Here is a 14,423-nt window from a genome sequence, read left to right as displayed (position 1 = left end):
GCGCATGCCGGGGGCCGGAGGGGGATCCGTGCGGACGCACGAAATCAACCGTCGGCTTGCAGACAAGGGTTATCACATCACGGTGCTCACCACCCGGTATCCGGGCTGGACGGAACGCGTGGAGGACGGCGTGCGCTACGTGCCGATCGGGTATGGATCCGGCCGCAATCGACTGACCCGGTTGGTGGCGTACGTGGCACGGCTGCCTTTCGAAGTGAGCCGGCGCCGATCATCGGTTGACTTGGTGGTGGAAGATTTCTTCGCCCCGTTTTCCACCATGGCAGCCCCGCTATGGACCCAACGCCCCACCATTGGGGTTGTCCAGTGGCTCCATGCCAGGGACAAGGCGCGGCAGTACAAGTTGCCGCTGCATTGGATAGAGCGGCTGGGGGTACGAAAGCACCGAAGACTCATCGCTGTCTCGCAAGGCATAGCCGAAAGGTTGAAGAAACTGAATCCAGACGTTCATGTGGACGTGATCGGCAACGGTGTGGACCCCTGTGTGTGGAGCACCCCGCCGCGCCTTGGGAAGGATGTCCTCTTCATCGGCCGTCTGGAGTACGGGCATAAGGGGCTTGACCTCCTCCTGCAGGCTTGGTCCCAAGCGTGCAGCAGGGTCGAGGGAAATCTGCTGATTGCCGGCACCGGTCAGGACGAAGACAGATTGCGTGCAGCCGTGAAAGAAGCCGGTCTGTCCGAACGTGTTCAGCTGCTGGGCTGGTTGTCCGGGGAGGCGAAGTTAAGGACCATCAGCGAGGCCCGTCTGGTGGCGGTGCCTTCCCGGCACGAGACGTTCGGCTTGGTGGCCATTGATGCCTTGGCTGCTGGTACGCCAGTGATTGCTTTCGATATCCCGTGCCTCAGAGAGATCCTCCCTGCCGGGACCGGATGGCTTGTCACCCCCTTTGACGTCACTGCTTTCGCCCATGAGATTGCCACCCGCTATTCCCAGCCAGGGCTGGAGCACGTGGCAGTGGAAGGACGCCGGTTTGCCGCCGGCTACAACTGGGATGCGCTCGCAGATTTGCAGGCTCAGGCCTACGTCACCGCACTGGGTGAATTGAACACCTCCCAACCCCGGCAGGAGCAACTCCGCCGCGCAGAAAAGGGCCTGAATGCCGTTCCAATCCAGAGTTGATCGTTCCATGGCCGGAGACGCTCCATGGCTGTTCTTGTCACCCCATCTGGACGATGCTGTGTTGTCCTGCGGGGCTCTCATCGAAGCGCAGGCCCAGAGGCGTCAGATCGTCGTTGCGACTCTTTTCACTGAGTCATCTCCCGCTCCGCACACCCGCGCGGCAGGCTCGTTCCTGCGTCAGTGCACGGTCCCGGATGCCGGGGAACTCTTCGAGGCCAGGAGGTCGGAGGACCGGGCCGTGCTGGAAGACATGGGAGTCCAGTCCCTGCATCTAGGGGAAGTGGATGCGCTGTTTCGACGCCGGAGCAAGCCACCCAGGTTGGGAAGCAGCACCTGGGACAGGCTTCTTCCGGAACTGACGCACAGATACCCCACCTACCGGTTCGACATCGCCTTGGGCAGAGTCTCCCGGGGAGACCGGGAGATGATACGTCTGCTTCGCGCACGGGTCGCCGGGCTCTTGCAGCTGACCGGGGCGGAGCTGCTCTTTTGCCCCGCGGGAGTGGGCCGTCATGTTGACCATCTGATTACCCGCGACCTTGGCAGGGACCACCCTGCAAATCTCGTGATGTACTCGGATTTTCCCTACGACCTGTTGGCCGGACCGGATGAAGCGTACCTGTCCAACAGGGGGTTTGTGCGGTGGTCCTGGGACATGGGCCTGGATACTAAGCCCGGCCGCATCCGACAGTATGCCACGCAGGCCGACGCCTTGTTTCCTGCAGGGGAGATCCCTTTGATTCCGGAAACCTACTTTGTGCCCGCAGTGCCGTCAGGCGTGCGATGACTTCGCTTCACCGCGCTGATGCGCCAGCGCTAAAGTTCACAGCACGCCGGTCTGCCGGGAAACGGCGTCAGGTAATCCGGCACCCGCTCTGGGTCGCAGCGCTTGTGGGAGTGCTGGCTCTGGTATTTCGGCTATTCGGAGTCCAGCGGGCAAATGATGTCTTCATCGACGAAGTGACGTACGCAGATTTGGCCCAACAGATGGCAGACGGGCAGATGCCAACAATTCTGGGCACTCCCTTTTTCCTGCATCCTCCGGGCACCTACGCCCTCAACGCCCTGGTCATCCGTGGCTTGGGCCTTCAAGGGAGTTCGATGGACCTGGCGCTGCAATTGCGGTGGGTCAACAGCATCCTGGGGGCAGTGACGGTGGTGGTGTGCTTCCTGGTGGTTCGCCGCCTGGTGGGCATCGGAGCTGCCGCGGTGGCAGGGGTGGTCCTGGCAAGCGATCCCTTTGTCCTCCGCATGGATGGCCGTTTAATGATGGAGACGCCGGCAGGTTTGGCCGTTCTGACGGGCTGGCTTCTGGTCCTCGTGGTGCTTGACCGCCGGAAAGGACGGGCACGTCTCTGGCTGGAGATCAGCGCTGGCCTGGTGTTCGGGCTGGCCATCGTCATGAAGGACATGACGGCCGTGTTCACAGTGGTTCCGTTCGTCGCCGGGGTGTTCTGGCGCAGAACCATACCGCCGTTGACTGCCTGGCGGATTCTCGCCTCAGCCCTGGTTCCCTATGCGGTGTACCTTGGTTTGCTGACCTCCATGGGGCTTCTTCCAAAGTTCGTCGACCAAAAATTGGTAGGCATTCTGAGGATGGTAGGTGCCATTCAGATGACCGGTTTTAACTCGGTCTCCGAGGTAAGCCTCGCAGACCGCCTCGTGGATCTAGTGGGACGGTTCGGCACCAGCTACATGCTCTTGGGACTTTCCGTACTGGCCGGCGCCCTTGCCGCCACGTCGCCTGCGGCCAATCGCCGCGTTATCGGTCTGTTCTCGATATTCACAGGCTTGGTGGGCGTCTACTCGGTCTTTTTTGGTGCTGCAGAAGAACAATTTGGTTACTGCGTGGTCCTTGCAGGCGTGGTGTCACTACCTGTGGCTGCAGTGATGGTGGTGGCGTGGCGGCCCCGGCTTGGTCGGTTGGTGGTTGTTGCGACGGCGCTCATCACTGCCCTCAGTCTTTTTCTGGGGGTTCAAGCGCGCTCTTTAGTGGATGACGGGCTCATCCAGGCCAGGAATTGGATGATTGCCGAGCTGCCCGCGTCGGCAAAAGTGGGCTTGACGTCCGTGACGGGTGAATTCGCCTTGCTTCCGCATGAGAACTGGGAGGTCCTGCCCTCGTTGGAATCCTTGAGGGACGGGGACGCCCAATACGTTCTGACCCAAGGCAGGCAGCTAAGCCAAGGGTACGGTTTTGCTTCTCCTGGCTTTTTGGACTGGCTGCAGAACAATGCCCGGCCCGTCTTTACCTTTAGTGGACCAACGTCGGGTGAGACCGTGGTGTGGCGATTGGATCGAACCAAGCTGGAGGCGGCCGTTGCAGGCGGACTGGTACTGCCGCCTGTATCAGGTGGGTACAGGTGAAGCGCGTGGCCCTTTTGCTGGTGCTGTCGACGGTGATGGCTGCCATGGCTGCCGGATGCAGCGCTGGCTCCCAGCGCGCAGTACCGGAGCCTTTGGCATTTGGAGTTTTAGGCGCAACCTGTGAACCTCAACGCCTCGCGGCGCTTCGCCAGGCCGGGGTTTCGATCGTGGAACTGCCTGTGGCTTGGGACCGTTTCGAGCCTCGCCAGGGAAGAGAGGATGGCCAGTATATTGCCGCCGTCGTGGCACAGCTGGAGCAGTGCCGTCAGGCCCGCATCAAGGTGATTTTGTCCCCCGGTCTGCACTACCCGCCCGCTTGGGTACGAGGATTGCCTGGTGGTGAGTTGAGGGGAAGCAAGGGAGGCGTGCCACGGGGCAGCGGTGCCGAGCTGATCTTCAGCTCCGAGGTGAGAAAAGCCGCCCACAGGTACTTGTCGCGCCTTGTCTTGCGATTAGGGGCGGACCAAGGAATGGAGAATATTGCAGCAATAAGGGTCGGGACAAACTCCAGCGGGGAACTGGGGTATCCGGGGCCAGACGACGGTGGCAACGAGCGCGAGTTTTGGGCGTTCGGCGACGCTCCACAAAAGGGCACGGGTTTAGCCGAAGGGGTGGCCCTCTCCCCGATGCCGGGATGGGTACCCGGCTCGGCTGTATGGAATGGCCGGGCTGTGACTGGCCAACAGGTCCATGAGTGGTGGGACTGGTACGCCGGATCGGCTGCGGAGGCAGTGGTGTGGCAGGTCAAGGCGTTGCGTAGTCTGGGTTATCAGGGACGGGTCCACGTTCCTGTCGCAGGCCGCGGCGTCCTGCCTGCTGACAAAGCAAAGGCTGTTGCCGGGCATCTGGATGGGCGGGCGAACCCTGATGGTGCCCAGGAGCGCGGCTTGGATTACCTGGCACAGTTCGCCGTCTTGTCGATGGTTCCCGGCGTGGACGTTGACTTCACCGGACTGGATGACGTCTCGGCAGTCGCGGCCCGTTCCACCACTCCGCGCCAGGATCGGTGCAGCCCTGGCGACGAAGAGACGGCGGTCAAGGACGACGTCTCATCCTGGTCCTCGCAGCGGTATACGAGCGCCTTGGCCCGACGTGCGGGACTCGGCTTGGTGGGGGAGAACCCCGGTCCGCCGGACTTCCCGTTTACGGGCGGCTCCTCATTGTCGGACAGTCTTGCCGAACAACTGCGGACCGCTCCCGGCTACGCCGTGGACTGTGGAATGACCATGTTCCTGTTCGGCTTTGAAGAGAATCTGTTCGACGACGGCGAAGGTGGGGTCACCCTGGATGACTACAAAGAGGTCATCCAGCAGAGCCACTGATTCTGGCGGCAGTCCTCGGCCCTGCGTCATGTTCGGCGAGCTGCGCTCACTTATTAGATGAGTCGGCCGCGGACCCCGCTGCCGACCACAGGGTGGACGCGGGAATTGCGTACATAGCGTTGTCGCCTTGCTGACAAGGTTCGATGAGGAGAACATCCATGACCAATGGCAAAAATGCCGCCGTACCCATGCCCCTGTCACCCAGCGGTGCAAAGGGCAGCACCTCCTTCACAGCTGCCCGGCCATTGCGCCGTGAGGATCGGCGGAAGCAGGGTCCACCTCGACTCCTGTCGGCCGTGGGCCCCATGCTCTTGTTACTGACGTCGATGGCGCCCGTTGCCATCCCGGCTGCAGCGGCCATGCCGGTTCGGAGTTCGCTGCCCGTTGCCGCGGCGCCCTCTGCCTGTGCCCAGAGCGGCGCCACAGGCAGCAGTTCCACCAGCGCCTACGCAGTCAATGCCACCCCCAACGACTCCATTGATGACACCGCAAGCATCCAAGGCAGAATCAACGCGGCGGGTATTGCCGGCGGAGGAGTGGTGAAACTCGCAACGGGAACCTACATCATCAATGGAAAACTGCAGATGCAAAACAACGTCACGCTTGAAGGCCAGGGGCCGGGCACAATCCTCAAGGCCGGTCCTTCGTTCACGAACAACACCGGACCTGCCGGCGGATATCCCCTGGTGACTACGGCTGGTGCAGACAATACAACGCTGTCGCACTTCACAGCGGACCACTCCGGGGACACCTTGAACGGCAATGTTGTGGGACGCCTCAATGAGTACGTCATTGATGTCCGCGAGTCCAGGAACTCACTCGTCCAAGACGTCCATACCAAGAACCCCTTCACTTACTCGATCGCCTTTGTTGGCGGTTCCGGATGGTGTGTCAGGGACAGCAGCACCCAGTCAGCCACAAACGGTAAGTACGTGGAGCTGGACGGCATCCACGCGATGAACACCAGCGACGGTGACATCGTGGGAAACATCGTGGATCAGCGCAAAGGCACGGATGGTGACGACGGTATAGCTGTCCACACATTTGGCGACGAAGACGTTCACGACATCCGGATCGCCAACAACAATGTGCGTGGAGGCCGGCATGGTGCTGGGATTGACCTCGCCGGAGGATCCGGCGTCGTCTACAACATCAATCTCACGGGTAACACCGTCTGGGGCTCTCCGCGTGGGTTACACGACGCATACTATGACGGCACGGAGCAAATCCACCACATACAGATTGTGGGCAACACCTTTATGAATAATGACATCAAGACAACGGGCGGTGCCGTTGACTTCGAAAGGCCAGTGACGTACGTGACGATGACGGACAACACCGCGTGCAACTCGGGGGACTATCGTCTTCCTCCAGGTACAGGGAACATCAATGCCCGGAATACCTACACTGCGTTGTGCTGATGAGATCCACTGACCCTGTTCGATCATTCCGTGCGGAGCGCGCTGGCCAGAGTCACCCGGTTCCGGCCGGAGGCCTTCGCCGCGTAGAGGGCAAGATCGGCTTCACGCAGGAGTTGCTCGCTGCCTGCCCGGTGCCCGTCCGTGAAGGCCGAGACTCCGGCGCTGATGGTCAGGACACCGTCCGGATCTCCGGAGTGCTCGATCGGTGAGTTTCAGGCGGTTGTGCAACTTGGTGAGAGGGTCAGTGCGCGCCTGCTCGGTCAGTGCCGATCGGTAGCGGGCAAGGTCTGCGTGCAAGGAAGTGATCCGCTGGGCAGCCAGGAGCCTGATGTGAAGGCTGAAGGGGTCCAAGGGCTTGGTGACGTAGTCGTCCGCACCGGCCTCCATGCCTGCCAGCACATCCTTTCGGGAACCGTGCGAAGTCACCAGGATGATGTACGTGTAGCTGTCCTCCTCGGACGCACGGATGGCGCGGCAGAGGTCCAGCCCGTTGAGGCCGGGCATCATGAGGTCCGTGACTACGGCTTCGGGGCTGTGCTCCTGGTAAAGCTGCCAGGCCGAGTCGCCGTCCTCCGCCACGATGCACTCATGGCCGGACTGCTCGACGGCGGCCTTGGTGATCATCCGGGAGATCTGGTCGTCGTCGGCGATCAGGACTTTCATGAAGCTCCTTGGAGAGTGCGTTCGAGGGCAACGTCCACCAGGATGGGATCCTCGCCAATGGGACGGCTACGCGAGAAGAATACTGCGCTGAAAACGGGCAGGTAGGGAAGCAGCACAAGGGCGGCGGCGTAGGCACGTCCGTCTTTGTGGGTGCTGTCAGTTTCGGGGAGCAAGGGACTCAGCCCCACCAGCAGGAAGGCGAACACCCATCCCAACGCCAAGGGTGACCCGGTGACGCCGGTGATGCCTTCCAAGGTGAAGCGCATGTACGTGAGGTCCGTGATGGCAAGGGTCCAGAAGCCAAGGCCCATGCTCAGCCACGGCAGCCTGCGGCCGCGGGCTGCGCGCATGGTCAGGACAATGACCACCGAAACCATGAAGACGTCGGCAATGGGATAGGCCATCTGGGTTATGTGGGCAACGGTCTCCTGTTCCACGTCCCCGCCAAGGGACCCAGTACCGAGCTCCACGCAATGAAGAACGTGGAGCTCGCCACTACTCCGGCGTCCAGTATGGTGCGGCGAAGAGGAAGACGCAGTCCCTGGCCCCTCAGCAGCAGGATCAGGCCAATGGAGGTGGGCAGTGCGTACCAAACAAAGCCAATGTCCGCCAAGGACGGGAAGGGGTACTGGTGGTTCAGCGTGATGCCGTTGAAGGTCCACACAATTTGCCCGGCGCTCCAGACGGCCAGGCCTGCCACGATGAAGCAGCGGCCCGCGGACTTGTCTTGTCCTCGCCGGGCCGCGAGTGTGGGGTGGTCAAGGCCGTGAGTACGGCGAGGAGGATAGCCAAGTCGCCGGCAAGTTGCGCTGTGGGCGTTCCTGTCCCGCTTGCCAGTCCGACGGCCAGGAGCACCAAACACAACGCCACGGGCACCAGAAAAAGCGGCCAACCGTGCCGTGCTGACGAGCGCATCGGAAGAACCCCGTGCTTCACTCCTGCCACTGAACCCCTGCCTTCGAAAGTGGCCCCACCAAAAGCGAACAACGCGCCTTGCCTGCGCTGAGGAGAGCATTCGCCGAAAACACGCCCAATAGCAGGGCAGGCAGCAAGGAATCCTGACAAATCAAGGGCAGACGCGGCTCGCCCCTATAGTTGATGGCTGCAGGCACACACACGCTGGAGGAGGTTGCTGGTGGTTTACCCTAAGGTCGCCCGTCGTTGGATCCAGGTCATGTTCGGCGCGTATCTGGTGGCGTTGGCCTTGGTGGTCTTCCTGCCGGCGCGTGAAGCCAGCGCCGTCACTGGGTTTGTGGGGGTCATTGCCGGGTGGCTTTCGATGCTTGGCCTGCCGGTCGGCGCCGCCGCAGTGGGCGTGGAGTTCGCTGCCAACATTGTCCTGTTCATCCCGTTCGGGGCGTTTCTCCGCCTCCTCCGGCCCGCGCTGTGGAATTGGTGGGCGGCGGGGCTGCTCGCCGTCGGATCGTCGGCATTGATCGAAACGGTGCAGCTGGTGGTTCCGGGGCGCGTCACAGCGTTGTCGGATGTTGTGGCGAACACCCTGGGCGCCTTGCTTGGCCTCGCGGTGATGAAGAGGCTTGCGACGGCTATTGCTTAGAGGTGCTTCCGGAGGATGTCGGCAACGTCTTTGCAATGCCCGGCAATGCGCTGGGCAACGTCGCGGTGCACGGCCTCGCAGGCAAGATCAAGGAATCTCATCTTGATGCTTTGGGTTCGCAACCATGTAGAGCCCGCAGCGAAAGCGACGTCGCGGGAGGCAGAAACAAAGGCAGTCATTGCGGTCAGCTCAAGAACAGAGTGGCAGCGCGGAGTTTCCTTGTGGTGATCCGTGATACCCCGCACCACAACACAACAGTTTATTCACGAACCAGCCCCCATAGCCATGCCCCCAACGCCCCCTGCGGAGCGAACAAAGTTGAATGCGTCGTAACACCAGACGGTGTGACTTGACGTTTCAAAGTAATCGTAAAGGGACTTTAGATGCATCTCAAATTGCGGCAGATGCCCACAGCGTGATTTACCTCAAGCCATGAGTTGCAAGGTTGCTGGGAAGGTCTATTGCGCGCAGAAAATAATAATAATCGCGCATTCAAAGGCTGCTGATAAAGTCTATATTGCGCAATCAATGGTACTTTTTGCGTCGATGGCGGTGAATCCCGACTGGTCAGTTGCCCTTTTCGAGGCCGTGCGCCGTCACGTACTGGCCCAACTGGTCCTTGGCCAGCGCTGATGCGATGTCAGAGATTGCGGTGGTGTCCGCTACAACAATGGATTGACCATCGGCAGAGGTGCCCGTTCCCAGCGTCGGGAGGGTGAACATCACGGTGTCGGAGGCCCGGATGTCTTTCATTCCCAGGGCAAGGCTTCCGATTGCGGCCGCATCCAGGCTCTTGTCCACGCTGATGAAGGGTGACACTGAGGAGACCATGTTGTTGATCGTGATCGGGTTGGTCAGGGTCTCCCTGGCTATGGTCTTGCTGATGATCGCTTTGAGGTAGGCCTGCTGGTTCCGCACCCGCTGGTAGTCCCCGTCGCTGAAGGACTTCCGTTCGCGGACAAAGGCGAGTGCTTCATCGCCATTGAACGTCTGTGGGCCGGCTTCATAGACATGGCCCTTCATGGGGCCGGAGTTGGGTGAGAAAGGAATCTTGACGTCGATTTCCACTCCGCCGAGGGCGTCTGTGAGGCCCTTGAAGCCTTCGAAGTCCACCATTGCCACGTGGTCGATGCGTTGCTGAAAGAGGGATTCCACTGTCTGAACCATCAGTGGGACGCCGCCGTAGGCAAGGGCTGCGTTGATTTTGGATTCGCCCTTCCCCGGAATATCAACCCAAAGATCCCGCATCAGGGACACGGCGTAGACGTTCTTTCGATCAGCAGGGATGTGCACCAACATCAAGGTGTCAGCGCGTTGATCGGTGGAAGCGTCGGTTTCCACGTCTACCTCGGAGGAGCCCCGGGTGTCGCTGCCCATGACGAGGATATTCATCGCAGCTGTACCGTTAATGGGTTCGGATTTTTGGGGTCGGGTGGACTCGTCCGGAAATGCGACATCGATCTTGGTGGTCCCGGAATTGAAGGTCTGGGCCAGATTGAATATGTAAGCTCCGGCCACCAGGCCGACCACCAGTACCGCGGCGGCGAAGCCGAGGAGTACGTTTCGTCCGGTTTTCTTGCCACTCTTTCGACGTCCGGAAGGGGAGGCTTCAGGTGAATTGTCGGTATCTGTTGGGAGTGTCATGTGTTCCTCGGTGTCGGCATCAGCAACGTTGATTCTATCAACCGGAAAACAAGCGGCTTGAGCTCAAAAAGTTTTGGCACAGTTAAGCCCGCTGCTGGCTCTCATCCAATTGCGGTATTGGATGAGCATAATGCGAGGTGAGCCCCGGTCACGGGAAATTCGACCGGGGCTCCGCCAAGGAAGATTCCCTGCTCAGCGCTCCGGAGTAAGCGCCTTTGAATACAGAACCGCACCGTTGGCGTTACGGAGGCTCACAATAAACAAGCCGTCGGCCGCCAGGTCCACATGGCCGAAGTACTGGTTCTCGCCATTGCGCGGTGACTCGCCCGGGAAGCGCCCTGCCTTGGCGAACAACACCTCGGGCCCGAAGGTCCCGTCCATTTCGCTCGGGCCGAATGAGCCTGCGTTGATCGGCCCGGCCACGAACTCCCAGAACGGGTCGAAGTCCGTGAAGGAGGCCCGCTCCGGGGAGTAGTGGTGCGCCGCGCAGTAGTGCACGTCAGCGGTCAGCCATACCGTGTTCTTGACCCCGTACTTCTTGAACGCTGAAAGCACGCCGGCGATCTCCAGTTCGCGGCCCAGGGGAGCGCCGTGATCCCGGTTGGCCAGGCTTTCCTGGTTCACGGCGCCGTCGGGCACGATGATGCCCAGTGGCAGGTCTGCGGCGATCACTTTCCAGGTCGCCTTGGATTTCCGGACTTCTTTGATCAGCCAGTCCACTTGCTCCTGGCCCAGGATGTTGGTGGCGTAGGGTTCCTTGCCGTCGGTGTTGGGCGATTTGAAGGTCCGCATGTCCAGACAGAAGATGTCCAGTTGCGGTCCGCGCGAAATCTTCCGGTAGATGCGCGCCGGCTGGTACTGCCCGGCGTCGTCGACCTTTCCTGGGCGCCAAAGCGCCGCTGCATCGGCGATCGGCATGTTCTCCTGCCACGCCTGGCGGCCCCTGGCGGCGAGGACGTTGACGTTCCGTTCGGTGTAGCGGGGGTCGTCCAGGATTTCACCGGGGTACCAGTTGTTGGTGGTTTCGTGGTCGTCCCACTGTGCAATCACGGGGACGTCGGCGAACATGGCGCGCATGTTGGCATCAAGGGAGTTGTACCGGTGGCGGCCGCGGTACTCCTTGAGGGTCTCGGCTACCTTGGCGACTTCCTCGGTGACGATGTTCCGCCACACTTGGCCGTCCTTTTCCGTGACCGTGGCCGCGATGGGGCCGTCGGCGTAGATGGTGTCCCCCGAGTGGATGAAAAAGTCCGGGCCGGTGGCATGCATGGCCTTGTAGCCGCGCATCCCGCCGAGGTCCTCGTTGATGCCCCAGCCTTGGCCGGCGGTATCGCCTGTCCAGACGAAGGACTGCGAGGAAGACGACGGCCTGCCGCCTCCGCGCTCGTCTTTCGCGCCGTCGTCGTGCTTTCCGGGCGCTGTGCTGAACGTGCCGCGCACTGCTTCGCCGGCTCCGTTCTCGTCCTCGAAGTTCAGCTCCAGCGCGAATCGGGTGCCGGCGGGGAGCCCTGTGGCGTGGATTTTGGCCGTGAAGTCGCTGGCTTCGGTGGCGAGGGGGCCGCGGATGGTGCGGCTGAAACCGTAGCGGCCGCGCAGGATTTCGCCGGACTTGTCCACTGCCTGCAGCAGGGCCGTCAGCCGGCCCGGGCCTGATGCGCGGGACCAGAGGACGGCGGAATCGGTGGTGACGTCGCCCGTTGCAATGCCGGTAGGGAGCGTCAGCCGCTTGCGGACCAGCGGTACAGCGGATGGTGCGGCGGTGGCGGGAGCTGCGTTGGTGGCAAGGCCGGCCAGGGCGATGCCGGTGAGGGATGTCTTGACGAGGGTGCGGCGTGTGAGGTCAGTCATGCAGTCCACTCTTGTCAGCACCCGTGAACGGAAAGTGAGGTGGAGGTAAAGGAACCCGGACCTTGACTGAAAACACCCGCTCCGCATATTCTGAACGAACGGTCGGTAATTTATTAGGAGCAACCATGGCATCGCAGAATCTGCAGTCAGTGCCCGCTGAGCTGTCCCCGGAAGAGCAGGAGCGGGAGGCAGCCGGACAGGCGTATTTTGATCGCATCATTTCGGAGGACTCGCGCATTGAACCTCGCGACTGGATGCCGGCGGCTTACCGCAAGACTTTGCTGCGCCAGATCTCGCAGCACGCACACTCGGAAATCATCGGCATGCAGCCGGAAGCCAACTGGATCACCAGGGCACCAAGCCTGAAGCGCAAGTCCATCCTCATGGCCAAGGTCCAGGACGAGGCCGGCCACGGCCTGTACCTGTACTCGGCCGCCGAGACCCTGGGCCAGTCCCGGGACCAGATGATGGAAGACCTGATTGCCGGCAAGGCCCGGTATTCGTCCATCTTTAACTACCCCACGATTTCCTGGGCGGACATGGGAGCCATCGGTTGGCTTGTTGATGGTGCTGCCATCTGCAACCAGGTTCCCCTGTGCCGCGCCTCCTACGGTCCTTACGGTCGCGCAATGGTGCGCATCTGCAAGGAAGAATCGTTCCACCAGCGCCAGGGTTTCGAGATCCTGCTGGAGCTCGCCAACGGTACGCCTGCGCAGAAGCAGATGGCCCAGGACGCAGTGAACCGCTGGTACGCGCCGTCGCTGATGATGTTCGGCCCACCGGATGACGATTCACCCAACTCGAAGCAGTCCATGGCGTGGAACATCAAGCGCTTCAGCAATGACGAGTTGCGCAGCCGGTTTGTCGGCATGATGGTGGAGCAGGTCCGGGTCCTGGGCCTGACCTTGCCCGACAAGGACATCCGTTTCAACGAAGAAACCAAGAAGTGGGAGCACGGACCTTTGGACTGGAACGAGTTCAAGGAAGTCCTGGCCGGCCGCGGTCCCTGCAACTCGCAGCGCGTCGAGCGCCGCCGAGAGGCCCACGAAAATGGTGCCTGGGTTCGCGAAGCCGCGGTGGCCTACGCCCGTAAGCAAGCACAGAAGGAACATGCAGCATGAGCCCCCACGGTAACCCGGAAGCACCGGCCAGCGCCGCCAGCGAAATCGCCCGCGAGGCCCCCAAGGTTGCGGCCACCAACGCTGAAAGCACGACGCCGGCACCCGCCTCAGGCCCGGCCGTCACCCCGCGTGGCGCCGCAGAAGAAACGCCGTGGTCACTGTGGGAGGTTTTCGTGCGGTCCAGCCGCGGCCTGTCCCACGTGCATGCCGGTTCCCTGCACGCACCGGATGCGGCCATGGCGCTCCGGAACGCCCGCGATCTCTATACCCGCCGCAACGAAGGCGTCTCCATCTGGGTTGTTCCGGCCGAGGCGATTTCCTCCAGCGACCCTGACTCCAAGGGCTCGTTCTTCGAGTCCCCGCAGGGCAAGGATTACCGCCACGCAACGTATTACACCAAGAGCGAAGGCGTGAAGCACCTGTGAATACAAAAGACACTGACTTCGCCATCGACGGCCACGGCGACATTTCCGTCGGCGTCCACGGTGCCGGTGCCTCCGGCGACGGTTCGGCCAGCGCCACCCGCATCACGCCGGGCAACGCACTGCGCCCGGAGGACATCGCGCTCGAGATCAGCCGGGGACAGGTCAAGCCCACCGAGGATGTTGCAGAGTTCGCCCTGCGCATCGGCGACGACGGCCTGATCCTCGCCCAGCGTCTGGGCCACTGGATTTCCCGTGCCCCTGAGCTCGAGGAAGACATTGCGCTGGGCAATATTGCGCTTGACCAGTTGGGCCACGCACGCTCTTTCCTGACCTATGCCGGCGCCGCGTGGGGCAAGTCCGAGGACGATCTGGCGTACTTCCGCCGCGAGCACGAGTTCCGTTCCGCGCACCTCTTTGAGCAGCCCAACGGCGACTTCGCAGTCACCATCGCCCGGCAGTTCATTGTGAGCTACTACCAGTACGAGCTCTACACGGCGCTTGCGGCATCTAGCGATCCCACCCTCGCAGCCATCTCCGCGAAGGCCGTGAAGGAAGTGGATTACCACCGCGATCACAGCGCGCAGTGGGTGCTTCGCCTTGCCGGCGGCACAGATGAGTCCCGCGCACGCATCATCCAGGGCTTCAAGCTTGTGTGGCCTTACGTGGACGAACTCTTCGAAGACGACGAGCTGACCACCCGACTGGCCGAGGCCGGCGTGACCGTTCAGCCCTCCACCCTACGTGCTGGGTTCGATCGCCTCACTGGCGGGATCATGGCCGAAGCGGAGCTGGACATTCCCGGCGTCCCGCAGGCTCTGGGCGGCGGTCGCCGTGGCAAGCACTCCGAGTTCCTGGGCTACATCCTCGCTGAAATGCAGGTCCTGGCCCGCGAACACCCGGGCGCGAGTTGGTGACC

At 61.8% G+C, this 14,423-nt stretch carries 16 protein-coding genes; 9 read left to right on the top strand and 7 right to left on the bottom strand.

Translation table 11 applies throughout. The annotated features are described in order from the left end of the window. Window positions 1-28 precede the first annotated feature (28 nt). From AYX22_RS17000 to AYX22_RS16980, 5 genes are all read left to right on the top strand, one after another. On the top strand, window positions 29-1,138 hold the full coding sequence (locus tag AYX22_RS17000) for a glycosyltransferase family 4 protein (protein WP_242703378.1): 1,110 nt from the start codon (window positions 29-31) through the stop codon (window positions 1,136-1,138). Continuing rightward, complete coding sequence (locus tag AYX22_RS16995; RefSeq protein WP_242703377.1) at window positions 1,116-1,925, top strand: PIG-L family deacetylase; 810 nt, start codon at window positions 1,116-1,118, stop codon at window positions 1,923-1,925. The genes AYX22_RS17000 and AYX22_RS16995 overlap by 23 nt, the downstream gene beginning before the upstream one ends. Further along, window positions 1,922-3,505 carry a glycosyltransferase family 39 protein gene (locus AYX22_RS16990; RefSeq protein WP_207594434.1) on the top strand — a complete coding sequence of 528 codons (1,584 nt, stop codon included), beginning with the start codon at window positions 1,922-1,924 and terminating at the stop codon, window positions 3,503-3,505. The genes AYX22_RS16995 and AYX22_RS16990 overlap by 4 nt, the downstream gene beginning before the upstream one ends. A 470-nt stretch (window positions 3,506-3,975) precedes the next feature. Next, entirely contained in the window at window positions 3,976-4,827 is an 852-nt protein-coding gene (locus AYX22_RS16985) for a hypothetical protein (protein WP_207594433.1), read from the top strand. A 158-nt stretch (window positions 4,828-4,985) separates the two neighbouring features. After that, window positions 4,986-6,248, top strand: a complete 1,263-nt coding sequence (locus AYX22_RS16980; RefSeq protein WP_207594432.1) for a glycosyl hydrolase family 28-related protein — start codon at window positions 4,986-4,988, stop codon at window positions 6,246-6,248. Between the two features lie 23 nt (window positions 6,249-6,271). On the opposite strand, the gene AYX22_RS24145 is transcribed toward AYX22_RS16980, so the two are convergent. Genes AYX22_RS24145 through AYX22_RS24130 form a run of 4 tightly spaced genes read right to left on the bottom strand, consistent with a single transcriptional unit; the run spans window position 6,272 to window position 7,611 of the window. Continuing rightward, window positions 6,272-6,415, bottom strand: coding sequence for a diguanylate cyclase (locus AYX22_RS24145; RefSeq protein ID WP_278251959.1), 144 nt, complete (start codon window positions 6,413-6,415; stop codon window positions 6,272-6,274). Beyond that, on the bottom strand, window positions 6,351-6,911 hold the full coding sequence (locus tag AYX22_RS24340; protein ID WP_278251935.1) for a response regulator: 561 nt from the start codon (window positions 6,909-6,911) through the stop codon (window positions 6,351-6,353). Before AYX22_RS24340 ends, AYX22_RS24145 begins: the two co-directional genes overlap by 65 nt. After that, entirely contained in the window at window positions 6,908-7,348 is a 441-nt protein-coding gene (locus AYX22_RS24135; RefSeq protein WP_242703376.1) for a hypothetical protein, read from the bottom strand. Before AYX22_RS24135 ends, AYX22_RS24340 begins: the two co-directional genes overlap by 4 nt. Beyond that, window positions 7,321-7,611, bottom strand: coding sequence for a hypothetical protein (locus AYX22_RS24130; protein WP_242703375.1), 291 nt, complete (start codon window positions 7,609-7,611; stop codon window positions 7,321-7,323). Before AYX22_RS24130 ends, AYX22_RS24135 begins: the two co-directional genes overlap by 28 nt. 435 nt (window positions 7,612-8,046) lie before the next feature. On the opposite strand from AYX22_RS24130, the gene AYX22_RS16965 reads away from it, so the two are divergent. Beyond that, on the top strand, window positions 8,047-8,469 hold the full coding sequence (locus AYX22_RS16965; RefSeq protein ID WP_242703374.1) for a VanZ family protein: 423 nt from the start codon (window positions 8,047-8,049) through the stop codon (window positions 8,467-8,469). Here AYX22_RS16965 and AYX22_RS16960 read toward each other — a convergent pair. The 3 genes from AYX22_RS16960 to AYX22_RS16950 form a co-directional block, all read right to left on the bottom strand. Next, window positions 8,466-8,648 carry a hypothetical protein gene (locus AYX22_RS16960; protein WP_207594431.1) on the bottom strand — a complete coding sequence of 61 codons (183 nt, stop codon included), beginning with the start codon at window positions 8,646-8,648 and terminating at the stop codon, window positions 8,466-8,468. The two genes, AYX22_RS16965 and AYX22_RS16960, sit on opposite strands and share 4 nt — an antisense overlap. A 388-nt stretch (window positions 8,649-9,036) precedes the next feature. Continuing rightward, window positions 9,037-10,113, bottom strand: coding sequence for an LCP family protein (locus tag AYX22_RS16955; protein WP_207594430.1), 1,077 nt, complete (start codon window positions 10,111-10,113; stop codon window positions 9,037-9,039). A 192-nt stretch (window positions 10,114-10,305) separates the two neighbouring features. Then, complete coding sequence (locus AYX22_RS16950) at window positions 10,306-11,961, bottom strand: alkaline phosphatase D family protein (RefSeq protein WP_207594429.1); 1,656 nt, start codon at window positions 11,959-11,961, stop codon at window positions 10,306-10,308. A 125-nt stretch (window positions 11,962-12,086) separates the two neighbouring features. Here AYX22_RS16950 and paaA point away from each other — a divergent pair, with 125 nt between their 5' ends. The 3 genes from paaA to paaC are packed head-to-tail and all read left to right on the top strand — an operon-like array spanning window position 12,087 to window position 14,421. Further along, the gene (paaA, locus tag AYX22_RS16945; protein ID WP_011775851.1) at window positions 12,087-13,082 is read left to right on the top strand and encodes a 1,2-phenylacetyl-CoA epoxidase subunit PaaA; all 996 of its coding nucleotides are present in this window, start codon (window positions 12,087-12,089) and stop codon (window positions 13,080-13,082) included. After that, window positions 13,079-13,507 carry a 1,2-phenylacetyl-CoA epoxidase subunit PaaB gene (paaB, locus tag AYX22_RS16940; RefSeq protein WP_207594428.1) on the top strand — a complete coding sequence of 143 codons (429 nt, stop codon included), beginning with the start codon at window positions 13,079-13,081 and terminating at the stop codon, window positions 13,505-13,507. The genes paaA and paaB overlap by 4 nt, the downstream gene beginning before the upstream one ends. Further along, the gene (paaC, locus tag AYX22_RS16935; RefSeq protein WP_207594427.1) at window positions 13,504-14,421 is read left to right on the top strand and encodes a 1,2-phenylacetyl-CoA epoxidase subunit PaaC; all 918 of its coding nucleotides are present in this window, start codon (window positions 13,504-13,506) and stop codon (window positions 14,419-14,421) included. The genes paaB and paaC overlap by 4 nt, the downstream gene beginning before the upstream one ends. Window positions 14,422-14,423 lie beyond the last annotated feature (2 nt).

The organism is Arthrobacter sp. D5-1, from assembly GCF_017357425.1.
In the GTDB taxonomy this organism is placed as follows: domain Bacteria; phylum Actinomycetota; class Actinomycetes; order Actinomycetales; family Micrococcaceae; genus Arthrobacter.
The sequence above is the reverse complement of the archived record's forward strand: the minus strand, read 5'-3'. Positions and strand labels throughout refer to the sequence as shown.

Coding starts and splice junctions, on each gene's coding strand:
- AYX22_RS16995 (WP_242703377.1), top strand. CDS start 1,116: ATGCCGTTCCAATCCAGAGTTGATCGTTCCATGGCCGGAGACGCTCCA.
- AYX22_RS16990 (WP_207594434.1), top strand. CDS start 1,922: ATGACTTCGCTTCACCGCGCTGATGCGCCAGCGCTAAAGTTCACAGCA.
- AYX22_RS16985 (WP_207594433.1), top strand. CDS start 3,976: ATGGAGAATATTGCAGCAATAAGGGTCGGGACAAACTCCAGCGGGGAA.
- AYX22_RS16980 (WP_207594432.1), top strand. CDS start 4,986: ATGACCAATGGCAAAAATGCCGCCGTACCCATGCCCCTGTCACCCAGC.
- AYX22_RS24340 (WP_278251935.1), bottom strand. CDS start 6,911: ATGAAAGTCCTGATCGCCGACGACGACCAGATCTCCCGGATGATCACC.
- AYX22_RS16960 (WP_207594431.1), bottom strand. CDS start 8,648: ATGACTGCCTTTGTTTCTGCCTCCCGCGACGTCGCTTTCGCTGCGGGC.
- AYX22_RS16955 (WP_207594430.1), bottom strand. CDS start 10,113: ATGACACTCCCAACAGATACCGACAATTCACCTGAAGCCTCCCCTTCC.
- AYX22_RS16950 (WP_207594429.1), bottom strand. CDS start 11,961: ATGACTGACCTCACACGCCGCACCCTCGTCAAGACATCCCTCACCGGC.
- paaA (WP_011775851.1), top strand. CDS start 12,087: ATGGCATCGCAGAATCTGCAGTCAGTGCCCGCTGAGCTGTCCCCGGAA.
- paaB (WP_207594428.1), top strand. CDS start 13,079: ATGAGCCCCCACGGTAACCCGGAAGCACCGGCCAGCGCCGCCAGCGAA.